Genomic DNA, 13795 nt, shown 5'->3' on the forward strand with positions numbered 1-13795 from the left:
AAAGTCCGGATACGCGTCGGCTAAACGACGCGTCAATTATCCATCCTGAAATTATCATTCGGATTGGGTTCAAAATGATGTTCTAAATAGCTTTTGATCATTTCCTCCGTTAACTGCCCCACCGTTGCACAAAAATAGCCTCGCCCCCAAAAATGTTGGCCCCAGTACCGCTTTTTCAAATGCGAAAATTCTTCAAACAGCTTACTGGCCGTTCTCCCCTTCAGCCTTCTCATGATTTCACTTGGCGCTAATGTTGGGGGACTGCTGACGAGTATATGCACGTGATCTTGACTCACAACTCCCTTTAATATTCTGATTTCAAAGGAGCCGCATGTCTGACGGATTAATTCTCGCACTCGACTTGCCACTTCTCCTGTCAGCACTTTGTATCTGTATTTCGTTACCCACACAAAATGGTATTCAATCTGAAATACCGTGTGGCTGCCATATCTGTAATCCATGTTGCACCTCCGGTACAACACAGTATCGCAGCTAAAGCCGGTGGTTTTAACCTTTCATTTGGAAGAATAAACCTTACTGTCTGAAAAAATTCGCCATTTCAAACATTACGTTGAGGTGATTGATAGCCAATTGCGTCTCGATATCGAGTTGTCCGGCAGGCTCGTACTACAGATTCAGAGGAAAAATGGGTAAATTGGATAAACTACAGTCATATCTATGACGTTAGTTATGTAAAAATTTTCAATAGATAAAACTCAATTACCCCTTCATTTATTGAGCGAATGGGGGGAATTTATCGCACGCGGCATCACTATTGAAGTTGATTATAGACATTCATTGAATTACAGTTGCATTACAATGTAATTCAACGAGAGATCTCTTATATGGCTACAAACCAATTAGTACAAACCCGTATTGATGGAGAGATTAAGGCAGAAGCGGCTGCCGTTCTAGCTGCTATGGGTCTGACTGTATCAGATGCCGTTCGCATGATGTTAACGCGGGTAGCAAGAGAAAAAGTGTTACCTTTTGAACCGTTGATACCAAATGAGACAACAATAGCTGCAATGAAAGAAGCTCGCAAAGGTTGCGGTAAATCATTCTCCACTGCAAAAGATTTAATGGCTGATCTTAATGCGGACGATTGACTACGCAAACCAATTCAAGCGAGATTACAAGAGAGAAAAGAAAGGTCGGCATCGTGAAGTTCTTGATGACGTACTGATGCTGGTGGTTGAATTATTGGCTTCTGATAGCTTGCTAGAGCCGAAATATTGCGATCATGCTCTTTCTGGTGACTGGAAGGATTTTCGAGATTGTCATATCAAGCCTGATTTGATACTGATTTATCAGAAACCCGATGTGGACACATTGTGCCTTGTCCGTCTTGGCTCTCACTCAGAGCTTGGCTTATAGCTCATTTTTGACAGACCTGAATCAATCTGAAATATAGCCCCTTTTTGGGGAACCCTGATGGGTTCCCCTCTCTAGGTGGATAAAAAATTAGTAGTCCAAGCGTGAATTACTTCTCGTCATGTGCACTACTGTCTTCGCGGCAATTACCGGCGGAGCAGTGACCATATAAATAAAGACTGTGGTTTGAAAGTTTAATCCCATAACGCTCAGCAATGTTCTTCTGGCGTTTTTCAATATGTTTGTCACTGAATTCAATGACTTTACCGCAGTCCAAGCAGATTAAATGGTCGTGATGGTGTTGTTGAGTGAGTTCAAAAACCGATTTACCACCCTCAAAGTTATGACGGGTGACAATACCGGCATCATCAAACTGATTCAACACGCGGTAGACAGTAGCAAGTCCAATCTCTTCACCGTTATCAATCAGTTTCTTGTAGAGATCTTCCGCGCTGACATGGTGATATTCAGGTTCCTGTAACACTTCCAATATTTTCAGACGAGGAAGTGTCACTTTAAGTCCAGCATCTTTTAATGCTTTATTGTTGTCGGTCATGCGGATTCAGTCCTGTTACTCAGTAAAGTGAACTTAGCGATACTTCAAAAAGTACCAGTTAGTTATCAGATTATGATTATAGGCATGGCTAGTGAAAATGAAAACCACGTTAACCTTAACTTTCATTACACATTTTGCCAGAATAATCATTTATAAAACGCAGTAATAACCTTACTATTTATCATGTTTAGGCTATTTTTTGCCATTCTTCGTAATAAAAAGCGGATTTAAGCAGTGTTCTGACAAAAGCAATAGCCTTTGAACGCGATCCCACAGGGCGAGTGAAGCGAGTCACTTCTCACCTACCGTGGGTTCACTATTGATAAGAAATGGCCTGCACCCATTACGCTTACTGGGATAAGCCACTATCCTGCAAGAATTTCTGACAAACTCAGCTCTTCGTGGATCTGTTTAGTCCAGGCATTAACACGCTCTTCTGTTAATTCTGGTTGGCGGTCTTCATCAATAGCAAGCCCGATAAAATGGCTATCATCAGCCAGACCTTTTGACTCTTCAAAGTGATAGCCCTCGGTTGGCCAATGACCAACAATAATGGCGCCACGGGGTTCAATAATGTCACGGATAGTTCCCATGGCATCACAGAAATATTCCGCGTAATCTTCCTGATCACCACAACCAAAAAGGGCGACCAACTTCCCTTCAAAATCGATCTCTTCCAGAGTAGGGAAAAAATCATCCCAGTCGCACTGTGCTTCACCGTAGTACCAAGTAGGGATGCCGAGCAGCAGAATATCGAATTGTTCGATATCTTCTTTGCTGCTCTTGGCAATATCATGAACTTCCGCAATGTCGGAACCCAGAATTTTTTGGATCTTTTTGGCAATATTTTCCGTGTTACCGGTATCGCTGCCAAAAAATATACCTATAATTGCCATAGGATAATATAACCTCTTGTTTTATTTGTGTATTTCTGTATGAGATATACGTATAAAATGTTAAAAATCAGTAGAAAAGGTTCTGATTGTATTAATAAAAAAACAAAATCCTATTTTGACTAAACAGTCAGGACAATTCTGTCAAGTTTGTGTGATTTCGTGCCTTCAATGCTATCAAGTCGTGGTGTTACTTTCTGCTAACTGGGCCAGCAAAATTTGCTCGATGAGTTCACTACGGCTGATGTTGCGTTGCTGTGCAAGAAAGTTAAGTGCATCTACTGCATCAGCATTTATTTTCAGTTCCACACGACGCAGACCGCGCACCTTATCACGGCGAAGTTGGTTACGCTTGTTGATTCTGAGTTGTTCATCCCTGGAAAGTGGGTTGGTTTTTGGGCGCCCCGGTCTGCGTTCATTTGCGAACAAATCCAGAGTGGTGCGATCCATTTGTTCTTTTGCCATAAATTCAATTAGTAAAGGGCATATACCATAAAATATAGCACGCCATGATACCCCAGCTTCTAGTGTATCGCTACTGCCTGACAAAGATAAAAGCCGCATCATTGCTTATCTGTAAAGGATTGTGATTGAGTTTCCGTTTTAGCGGTGCTGGTATTTTCTGCGGTACTCTATTGGTGTTAACCCATTAAGTTTCTTGAATAATTCTCTGAAATAGCGAGTATCTTCATAGCCAACTTCATGGCTGATTTCTTCTATGGTTTTATTCGATTTTTCTAACCGGCATTTCGCCAGAGATAATCGAATCTGTTGGATATATTGAATAGGTGTCTGGCCCGTCGCAGTCTTAAAGCGTCGCTTCATCTGCCTTTCACACAGATGAATTTTATCGGCCAAATTGCCAACCGATAATCTGTCCGATGGGGCAGAATGCATCCAGTCTTGTAGTTTGTGGATTAATGTATCTGAATGTTGGCGATAGGGGACAAAACTTGCGAGAGTATGCGAAGGGAGGCCCTCCATATCACCAAATATGAGCTGACTACAGGTTTCCCTGGTATTTTGACCATATATCTGTTCAATAATATGCATCATGACATCGTTGTATTCATAGGTACCAGAAGTACAAAAAATATTGTTATCGCGGGTGACTTTTATTTCCGAATGTAACTGTACTTGTGGAAACATATCCTTAAATAAGTTGGTAAACAGCCAGTGTGTGGTGGCTTTACGGTTATTGAGTAAGTTAGCTTTAGCCAGGATAAAGGAGCCAGAGCAGATGGAGACGATAAGGATATTTTTTTTTTCCATCATTTGAAGCCAATCTAAGGTTTCTTGGGTGCAAGAATCAAGGTCGTTGTAGGGGATCCCGATTGCCCCGACCAAGACAATATCTGTTTGTTTAATTTCTCCTATGAGTTTATTGGGTTTTAGCCGAACACCGCCTAGCCCGATAACATCTTGATTATCCTGGGTAATAATATTGATTTCTGGTTCCGGTGCTCCGGCTAAGTGAGCGGCGGTGGTTAAAATTTCTATCGGGCCGGTAATAGAAGTTAGAGATCCTCCTGAAAATGCCAACGCGCTTAACGAAACTGGATTCCTATCCATAAGAGTTCTCCAACTTAAAAATTAAGATGTATAAAGATGTTTGATTTATCTAACATATTAATAACTTAACGTTACAATTTAAATAATTTATTTACATTTTGTTAATTTATTAATCAAATAAATAAAAATAGACACAGTTTGAATCAAAATTTATGCTTCCTCTTGTTGTTAAGAAATTAAGCTGAATGTCAATTCAGCTTTCACCAATTTGTTGATGCCATAAATGGGCGTATAGTCCGCCTTGTTGAAGTAGTTGATCATGTGAGCCAAATTCGACGATTTGCCCTTGGTCTAACACACAAATTTTGTCGGCATGGCGAATCGTGTTGAGCCGGTGAGCAATGCTAATAACCGTTCTGTTACGGCATATTTCATCCATATTTGCCATAATTGCGGCCTCGGATTCATAATCTAATGCTGAGGTGGCTTCATCGAGGATCAGAATAGTCGGGTTGACCAAGAGTGCTCTTGCCAATGCGATTCGCTGTCTTTGACCACCAGAGAGATTTGCTCCTTTCTCCCCGACCGGATGAGCAAAACCGTGAGGAAGCGATTGGATAAATTCAATGGCGCCAGATAACTCAGCAGCGCGATGGACTTCTGCATCGGTGGCGTTGGGTTTACATAGTCGGATGTTATCGATGATGCTGCCGGAAAAGAGGATACTTTCCTGGAGTACGACACTCATATTGCGGCGTAAAGAGACGGGATCGGCAATAGCCAAATCCATGCCATCAATTAAAACTTGCCCATGTTGAGGGACATATAGCCTTTGTAGTAAACGGGTGAGAGTACTTTTACCTGAACCTGATGGTCCGGTTATACCAATAAATTGACCCGATTCTATTGATAACGATAAATTTGCCAGAACCTCTGGTGTGTCGTCATGATAGCGGAAACGAATATTTCTGAATTCAATCTGGCCTTCCAGTTCAGGTACGGAAGCCAGTCCCTGTTTACTGTTCTCCATTGGTTCATCAAGAATATCCCCCACACGTTTCAGAGCGATTAACGTATGCTGAAAATCCTGCCAAACCTGTGCCAGCCGGAGGATAGGTTGGGTGACATGTCCGGCTAGCATATTAAAAGCGATAAGTTGCCCCGGAGTCAGTTCACCACGTAAAACTTCTGTTACTCCCCACCATAAGAGGATCGCGGCAGTAAATTTTTGGACAAAATCGATGCCTTGCCCGGCAATTAACCCGTTTTTCCGTGCCGCGAAGCTTTTAGTCAACTGCTGGCTGAGAATGCGTTGCCACTGATGTAAAAAACGATTTTCAGTAGCGGTGGTTTTGATGGTTTCAATGCCTGTTACGGCTTCGGTCAGAAAACTCGTTGCATTCGCATCGGTTTCATATTCTGCTTCTACTTTGCGACGAATAATTGGCCCGGCAATGATCCAGAATATGAAGTAAACAAAGAGCGAGCCAATAACAATCCAGGTCAATATCTTGGCATAGTAAAACATGACGCCAATGAACATGATGACGAAAATCAGATCTAACAGCAGCATCAGGGTAGAACCCGTCAAAAACTGGCGGATTTGAGACATTTCTCTGACTCTGGCAATAATCTGCCCGGTTTGCCGTTGCTTAAAATATTGCAGTGGCAAACTTGTCAAATGACGATACAGTCGCCCGGAAAGTTCAGAGTTTATCTGGCTTGCCATGTGTCCAAACACCGTGTTGCGCATAAAGCTATACAAGGGTTCGGCAAGGGCGATAGCGAGCATAGCCATACCTAATACATGCAGACTGGATAAACTTCGTCCTACCAATACCTTATCGATGATGTTTTCAAACAGTATCGGGCTGACCAGCGCAAATAGTTGCAGAACAATAGCAAATAAAAATAGATCTCTTATCTGACTTTTCTGCCGGAAAATGGAGGGATAAAACCAGCTCAGGCTGAATTTGACATGTTTTTTAGTTAATTCCTGATCGGCGATTAACAGGATCTTATAGGCATTTTCTTTATTATTAGTAAATAAAGAGAGTGACCTCGTTTGTTCAGTAGCAGGATCGAGAACAATAATATGGCTGTTACTGACCTCAATCAGTACCCACCATTGCTGTTCCAGTTCAATCAATGCTGGTAAGGGTAACGTTGGCCCTGTATTGACAGTTAATTGCTCAATTTTACTGTGTAGCCCAATAGCATCGGCGGCTTCGCGTAGTTGTAACTCATTCAGATATAAAGAATCAAACCCCAGTTTGTGTTGAAGTTGATCGAGAGTGGCTGACTTATGAAATTTGTTCCCCACATAGACAATACAGTCTAGTGCCTGATTATGCGTGTTGTTACCGGCATCGGTAGTAGAAGAGGGTAATACGTTCACGATTATTTCTCCCTCAATGCTTCAGATTGATACTCTCTGATAGGGCTCAGGAGATAATCGATAACGCGGCGTTGATCAGTTTTGATTTCAGCGACGATTGACATACCAGGAGTAATGTCAACCCGTGTATTGTCTATGACGATATTATTACTCTTAAGGCTTACCTGAGCAGGGAAGACTAATCCTAACTGCTCATCGGTGGTTGAGTCTCTGGATATATTCAGCAGTTCGCCGTCAATCGTGCCATAACGCGTATAGGGGAAAGCGTCTACCTTAACGGTGACTTGTTGCCCTGGATACACAAATCCGGCGTCTTTATTTAAAATTTGCACTTCTGCCAGTTGCACATTGTCATCAGGGACGATCACCATTAAATTTTGTGCTGGTTGCAGAACCGCACCTAATGTATGCACACTGAGTTGTTGAACGGTTCCTGTAACGGGAGAGCGAATGATTTCAAGTTGTTCTCGTACTTGAGCTTTTGCCAACTCTTGCTCTAAAACCACTAATTGAACTTCGGCTTGTTTTCTTTTATCAAACCATTCGCGCTCTTTTTGTGTTTTCAGGCTGTTTAAACGCTCTTCAAGGCTGATATATTGCGATTGCAGCACATTAAGTTCCGCATTTTGTTGAGTAATCAGACGTTCTGTTTCCAGAAACTCTTTTTCCTGTTCAAGATATTCAACTTTACTGATCACTTGTTTTTGACTTAAAGTCTGGCGCGCTTTTAAACGCTGGCTAATATTTTGCCGGAGCTTAGAGAGCGCATTGATATCGCTTTTCCGTGATTGTTGAGAAGAGAGATTGACGTTCATCTCTGCTTTCAGATTTGTTACGCTCGCTTCATACTCTCTTTTCTCACGGGAATAGTTTTCAACAACTTGTGCTTGTTGAGATACCGGCAACGTTTGAAATAGCGCTTGTTCTTCTGGCGCCTGTTCCTCGGTTAAAGCCTGATAACGAATCTTTTCATGGGCTTGATATTCGATCTGCTTGAGTAATCGAGCAATATCTTGATTAACGCCGAGTGTGTCCAATGTCAGAAGTGGGGCGTCTTTCGTTACCTGTTGTCCGTTCTGGACATGGATAGCGGTCACCCGACTCTGTTCATAAGCCTGAATTATCTGAGAACGGCCTGAGACGATCAGACGGCCGGTAGCCGTGGCCTGAACATCCAACTTGCCCAGATAGGCCCAGAGCAAGGCTATGATGACGCCGACACTGAGCGTGATTGCGGTGTAACGAGCAAATGGTGAAGGTGGGCGCTGCGATAACGCCAAATGTGTCGGTAAAAAATCATAGTGTTGTGAACAAGGGCGCAACCGGGTTTTAATTTTATCCTTAAAAGCCTTAATCATGACAAGGTACCTCCTGTTTTAATTCCTGTTGTAACTGCCAGAGCTTTCGGTATTGCTTGCCGTGGTTAAGTAACTGAGTGTGAGAGCCTTGTTCGATAATTTCTCCCTGCTTAAGAACGATGATGCGATCACAATGACGTACAGTCGAAAGGCGGTGTGCGATGGTGATAACCGTTCTACCTTGGGCGATTTCCGCCATATTGGATTGAATGAGTGATTGTGATTCATCATCAAGGGCACTGGTTGCTTCATCAAGAATGAGAATTTTGGGGTTAGCCATGATTGTTCGGGCAATGGCAAGCCGCTGGCGTTGACCACCGGATAAAGATTGCCCGCCTTCTGCAATAGTTGTGTCATATCCCATCGGCAGCTTGAGAATAAATTCATGGGCACCCGCCAGTTTGGCTGCTTTAATCACTGCCTCTAGGTTGACTTCGGGTTTTGATTGGGCAATATTTTCATATACTGTTTTGTTAAATAAGAAATTTTCTTGCAGAACCACACCGACTTGCTGTCTGAGCGTTTCAATATTTATATTTTGTAATGGAATCCCATCTAAGGTAATTGCGCCTGTTTCTGGGGTATAAAGGCGGAGTAATAAACGGGCCAATGTACTTTTTCCGGAACCAGAAGCACCCACGATACCAATGGTTTCTCCCGCTCTTATATGGAGAGTCAATCCCTTAATCGTCGGCGGAATATCGGGTTGATAGCGAAAGACAATATGGTTAAATGAGACCGCCCCTTGCAGCGTGATTTGTTGTTGGCCGGATTGTTGTTCGGTTGGCAGATTTAACATATCTCCTAATTTATCGACGGCTACCCGCGTTCTGATAAATTGTCCCCATAGTTCCACCAGTCTGGCTAATGGTTGGGAAGTGTGATTTACCATCATATTGAAGGCGATCAACTGACCAATGGTCATTTGTAGTGATAAAACCTCTGACGCACCTAACCAGAGAATCGCCGCATTGGTGACTTTTTGCAGTAGCATCACAATATGGTTTGAACGGTTACTCAATTGCTGTACCGCATAACTAGTATTTACCATTTTCTCAGTCTGGCTATCCCAACGGCGAACGAATCTTGGCTCTACCGCCAGACTTTTTAGGGTTTCAGAGCCGGAAACCGTTTCAGTCAGAAAAGAGGTGTTTATTGCTGCATGGGTGAACTGTTGTTCAACCGCTTTTTCCATGCGAGGCGTTAGCCACCATGCCAAAATGGCATAAAAAGGGAGGGTAGCGAGAAAAACCCAGGTCAGGGTGCTGGATAACAGAATCATCACATAGATGAAAATAAACATAAACAGCAGATCGACAGATAAGGTGAACATTGAACCCGTCAGAAATTCTCTGACGGTATTCAGTTCACGCACCCGTGTGACAATTGCCCCTACCTGACGAGATTTAAAAAAGAGTAAAGGTAGCCCGAACAGATGCTGGACCAGTTTTAATCCCAGTTTGATATCAATGCGGTTGGCGGTGTGAGCGTATTGGTATTCGCGTAATCCACGTAAAATCACCTCAATGATGCCGGCAATAATTAAGCCAAAGACTAATACATCGAGTGTCGATAACGCTTGATGGATTAAGACCTTATCCATAACCACCTGAATAACTAAAGGTGAAATTAACGCAAGAATCTGTAACACAAAGGAAAATAGCAATATTTCACCCAGATTTTTCTTTTGTGTCAGGAATTCTGGAATAAACCAACTGATGTTAAATTTGGCCTGTTTCTGTTTAATTTTAATCCATTTTCCATTCCACTCTTTTATTAGCCTTTCTTCCGACCATATTTCAGGAGTTTCTTTATCAACTCTCTGTATTAATGAACTCTCTTTATTCGATTTGGCTAAAACAAAAGGCAGGCCATTATTATCAAACAAAATTGTGGGTAAAGGTATGTTATGGTGATTTTTGCTTACGGAATTCTTATTTGAAAGAGATAAGTTAAATTTTTTCTCTATATCCTTGATATAGAAATGGTAACAATCAGATTTTTTTAAGTTATCAATATCAATAATATTTTCTTTTCCATTACATATCATCAATATTAATCTTAATGATGCTATGGTCAATTTCTCAATTTTATTCATGAAAAACGTCTTTAAGATTCACAAAAAATACTAATTAAAATAAATTGTTATATTAATTTTGCGTGGCATTTAAGTAATTGCTTATTATCTTATATTTATTGCCAATAGCAGTGTGGGTAAATGGGACTATATATGGGGGGTAAAAGGACTTTTTGTATATAAATATTGATTTTGAGTTTTTGCTCTATATTATTTTATTGATTCGTTTACTCTCAATGTATTTATAGATATACAAATTCAGGATATCCTTGAATTGAATGTTTTCTTTGTTGTAAACATTGTATATCCTCATTAACAAATTGTTTATTTTTGGTGAATAAAAATATGTCTGAAAAATTCGTACAAACTATCTCTAGCGTTAATTATAACAAAGGTGTTTTCTCTCTTTATTTCGTTGGTCAAGAACCCAATCGTATGGCGAATGGGATAATGGCGGAAAATGATAATGAACTTGAATTGAAACAAGTTATCCATATGCCAGCATCGGGATTTATGTATATGGTTTCGATGGTAAAAAATATGTTGGAAGATCCACGAATGGCGGCTGAATTTGACAAATTGGTTGCAGCCGGGTTTTTACCTACTCCACCAGTAGCCGAAGAACAAATTGCGTCAGAATTTATAGCAGAAGAATCTGCTAATGCTAAAAAACGCCCATCTAAAAATACAAAATAAGATCTCATGGTTGATTAGTGCATGGCGATTATACATCAACCGGTGAAACTGAATAACGCAGAAGTTCAAGCAATGATTGGAGGAGTAATGTTGCTGAGTCAGCATTCTCCCCTGCATCGGAGATACCTGGTGTCCGAGTGGCAACAGCGTATCTTGCCTGCATTTGAGCTGAATCAGTTTTGCTATTACGAAGATGAACACGGGCGCCCAATTGCCTTTTGTAATTGGGCTTTTTTATCTGAGCAGAATCGAGATGAGATTCTTTCGGGAGAAAGAGAACTTACCCACACGGACTGGCGCTCAGGTCCACATATCTTTTTTCCCGAAATGATTGCTCCTTTTGGTCACGGGCGTGAAGTTGCTAGGGATTTGCGCCGCCGTGTCTTTTTGTCGTGGAAAGGCCAGAAAGCTTGCACTGTCCGCGGGAAACTTGATGTCCAAAACAACCGCTGTATTCGTCAGGTGCAGTGGTTCTTTGTTTAATTTCTATATTATTATTTAAAGGCTTTCTAATGGGGAAATCATCAAATAGAAGTACTGAGTACTTCTTTACTGGAAAATATTACGACGATAATGATGGTAATAGTATTACTGCTATTGGTGTTGGTGGCGAAGTTTATGCTTATGGCGGCAATGATGATGTTACTGTTGGTTCATTTAAAGTCGATGTATACCATACAGATGGTGACCTTTCGGTAAAAGGAGCTTCAGGTTATACCGGCATTAGTAAAACGGGAAATGGTGGTTTGTCGTTTGCGGGTGCAGCCGGTGCGGCTTTTATTCATCACACGGGTGAGGCGGGGAATTTAAATTATTCGGGTGTTGCCGGCTATAACAAACTGGTTCGTAAAGGTTTGTCTGGTGATACAAATTTTAAAGGAGCCGGTGGATACAATAAGTTATGGCATGAAACTAACCGGGGAAATTTAGATTTTGCCGGCGCAGGGGCATACAATGACATTGACCATACTTGGTTTAACCGTTATCAAGATTCGCAGGGAAATGTGATTTTTAATGGCGCGGGCGCTGAAAATAGCATCAGTTCACGAGTAGAGAGCGGTAACGTTACATTCAATGGGGCAGGTGCTGATAATCACATCGTACGTAAAGGTAAAGACGGTAATATTCTCTTACGTGGCGCGGGGGCATCGAATCGAATTGAGCGTGTACGCCAAAATAAAGATGGGTATGAACAGACCCGTGGTGATATTACTTTTGAAGGTGCGGGTGGTTATAACAAACTCTATTCTGATGTCGCGCATGGCAATATAAATTTCTCCGGTGCTGGTGCTTACAATGAAATCACCAGAATAAACATGAATAGCAATTTCCATGGTGAGACACTGGAATTTGCTAAAGCCGAAGAGATCGTATTGACGACGGCAACGATGGGAGGAAGCTGGATCCAGGAGTCTCAACAAGTCACAGGTATTAAATCAACTGTTGAACCGGATACCTATCTTTTTGCATTTGCTGACAAAATGTACACTAAAATCAGCAAGGTCCAGCTTCAAAATAATCCCACCACGGGTAGACTCGGTTATCATGCCACTTCTTGGTATAAAGCAGGCAATCACCTTGGAAATCTTGCTGCGAAAGAAATTTCGTCAGGCAATGGATTTATCGCTGTAAACGTTGATGGTGCTTACCGTCTCTCCAGTTTGGTTTTTGAGCATCAGCAACCTGTCGCGATTCATGCTACCGAGGAAAACCTATTGATAGATCGGTGGGTAACCTATGCGGGTGGCATGGTGATTAAAGCAGAGGATATCTCGCTAGGTGATGCCAAAATGGGGGGATATGCGATCTTCTCTGATGGTCGAAAAGTCGATGTTTCCGCAGTCAAATCGAACCGGCAGCCCAATACTTATGTGTATGCCAAGGTAATGGGGCCATATACCAAAATCGTTGAAGTTCAGTTGAAAAACGATCCCAATACAGGGCAACTGAAATACAAAGCAATAGCATGGTACAAAACTGGAGATCATACGGGTAACTTGGCTAATGAAGCGCTTTCCTATGCTAACGGATATACCTCTATTGGTCCCGGTTACACGTTAAGCCAGCTTCAATATGACGTTCATACGGTGCAACGAACTTCCCATCGATTAGTACATAGCGAAGAATATAGTCAGCAAGACCTTGTAAAGTCATCCATAAGCAGTGGTTACGTTAATTTTATCGGTGCGGGTGGTGGAAACGTTATTAAATCTAATGTCACGCGGGGAAATGTTAATTTTAAAGGCGCAGGGGCAGCGAACGTTATTTTGCACGGCTCAAAATTCGGTGATACGAATTTTGATGGTGCCGGTGCAGCCAACGTCATTGTAAAAAGTGGCGAAAAGGGCGATTTGACATTTCATGGCGCGGGTTTAGCCAATGTCCTGGTTCACCAAGGCCAGAACGGGAAAATGGATGTTTACGCTGGCGGTGCGGTCAATGTTCTGGTGCGTATCGGGGATGGACGATATCTGGCCCACCTTCTGTCCTATGGCAATATCTCGATCCACAAAGGCAACGGTGACAGCCGGGTGCTGATGCTGGGGGGATATAACACTCATACCCAAATAGGTCATGGCAATGGGAACTGGTCCGGCGCGGGCGGTTTTAACGTCATCACTCAGGCCGGCAAAGGGGATATCTTCTCAGTACTTTTCGGTGGCGCTAACGTGCTAACAAAGCTTGGCACCGGAGATCTGGTTGCCGGTATGTTTGGCGGCGCCAATATTATCACTCATCTCAGTGATGAGACTGAAACCGCCAACACCACTGCCATTGCGTTGGGTGGTGCCAATATTCTCACCAAAAAAGGGAAAGGCCATGCGCGGGCGGTAATGGGCGGTGGCGCGAACGTCCTCACGCATATAGGTGACGGCAATACCACGGGCGTTATGCTGGGTGGCGCGAATATCTTGACCAAAGTCGGAAAGG

Annotated in this window: 13 protein-coding genes; 5 read left to right on the forward strand and 8 right to left on the reverse strand. The window is 42.4% G+C overall.

Annotation, left to right across the window (positions count from 1 at the left end; all coding sequences use genetic code 11):
* Positions 1-32 precede the first annotated feature (32 nt).
* Positions 33-461 (reverse strand): IS200/IS605-like element ISPlu2 family transposase, encoded by a 429-nt coding sequence (gene tnpA / locus D3222_RS22180; protein ID WP_011145659.1) that lies wholly within the window; start codon positions 459-461, stop codon positions 33-35.
* 384 nt (positions 462-845) lie between these two features.
* Here tnpA and D3222_RS22185 point away from each other — a divergent pair, with 384 nt between their 5' ends.
* Together D3222_RS22185 and D3222_RS22190 are read left to right on the forward strand one after the other, a co-directional pair.
* The gene (locus tag D3222_RS22185) at positions 846-1109 is read left to right on the forward strand and encodes a type II toxin-antitoxin system RelB/DinJ family antitoxin (RefSeq protein ID WP_118988048.1); all 264 of its coding nucleotides are present in this window, start codon (positions 846-848) and stop codon (positions 1107-1109) included.
* Complete coding sequence (locus tag D3222_RS22190; protein WP_118988049.1) at positions 1096-1377, forward strand: type II toxin-antitoxin system YafQ family toxin; 282 nt, start codon at positions 1096-1098, stop codon at positions 1375-1377. The genes D3222_RS22185 and D3222_RS22190 overlap by 14 nt, the downstream gene beginning before the upstream one ends.
* Before the next feature lie 106 nt (positions 1378-1483).
* On the opposite strand, the gene fur is transcribed toward D3222_RS22190, so the two are convergent.
* The 7 genes from fur to D3222_RS22225 form a co-directional block, all read right to left on the reverse strand.
* Positions 1484-1930, reverse strand: a complete 447-nt coding sequence (gene fur / locus D3222_RS22195) for a ferric iron uptake transcriptional regulator (protein ID WP_118988050.1) — start codon at positions 1928-1930, stop codon at positions 1484-1486.
* Positions 1931-2295: 365 nt separating this feature from the next.
* Positions 2296-2826, reverse strand: coding sequence for a flavodoxin FldA (gene fldA, locus D3222_RS22200; protein WP_118988051.1), 531 nt, complete (start codon positions 2824-2826; stop codon positions 2296-2298).
* Between the two features lie 174 nt (positions 2827-3000).
* Positions 3001-3288 carry a LexA regulated protein gene (gene ybfE / locus D3222_RS22205; RefSeq protein WP_118988059.1) on the reverse strand — a complete coding sequence of 96 codons (288 nt, stop codon included), beginning with the start codon at positions 3286-3288 and terminating at the stop codon, positions 3001-3003.
* A 138-nt stretch (positions 3289-3426) separates the two neighbouring features.
* Positions 3427-4395, reverse strand: a complete 969-nt coding sequence (locus tag D3222_RS22210) for a GlxA family transcriptional regulator (RefSeq protein ID WP_118988052.1) — start codon at positions 4393-4395, stop codon at positions 3427-3429.
* A 193-nt stretch (positions 4396-4588) separates the two neighbouring features.
* Positions 4589-6733, reverse strand: a complete 2145-nt coding sequence (locus tag D3222_RS22215; protein WP_118988053.1) for a type I secretion system permease/ATPase — start codon at positions 6731-6733, stop codon at positions 4589-4591.
* A 2-nt stretch (positions 6734-6735) separates the two neighbouring features.
* Positions 6736-8091, reverse strand: a complete 1356-nt coding sequence (locus D3222_RS22220) for an HlyD family type I secretion periplasmic adaptor subunit (RefSeq protein ID WP_118988054.1) — start codon at positions 8089-8091, stop codon at positions 6736-6738.
* Positions 8084-10189: a peptidase domain-containing ABC transporter gene (locus D3222_RS22225; protein WP_118988055.1), complete on the reverse strand. Its 2106-nt coding sequence runs from the start codon at positions 10187-10189 to the stop codon at positions 8084-8086. Before D3222_RS22225 ends, D3222_RS22220 begins: the two co-directional genes overlap by 8 nt.
* Before the next feature lie 324 nt (positions 10190-10513).
* On the opposite strand from D3222_RS22225, the gene rtxH reads away from it, so the two are divergent.
* From rtxH to rtxA, 3 genes are all read left to right on the forward strand, one after another.
* Positions 10514-10864 (forward strand): protein RtxH, encoded by a 351-nt coding sequence (gene rtxH / locus D3222_RS22230; RefSeq protein WP_118988056.1) that lies wholly within the window; start codon positions 10514-10516, stop codon positions 10862-10864.
* A gap of 21 nt (positions 10865-10885) precedes the next feature.
* Entirely contained in the window at positions 10886-11347 is a 462-nt protein-coding gene (gene rtxC / locus D3222_RS22235) for an RTX toxin-activating lysine-acyltransferase RtxC (protein ID WP_118988057.1), read from the forward strand.
* 29 nt (positions 11348-11376) lie between these two features.
* Positions 11377-13795: MARTX multifunctional-autoprocessing repeats-in-toxin holotoxin RtxA (rtxA, locus tag D3222_RS22240; RefSeq protein ID WP_118988058.1), on the forward strand; the 2419-nt coding region annotated here is incomplete at its 3' end.

Origin of the sequence: Photorhabdus sp. CRCIA-P01, from assembly GCF_003545805.1 — a bacterium.
GTDB lineage: Bacteria > Pseudomonadota > Gammaproteobacteria > Enterobacterales > Enterobacteriaceae > Photorhabdus > Photorhabdus antumapuensis.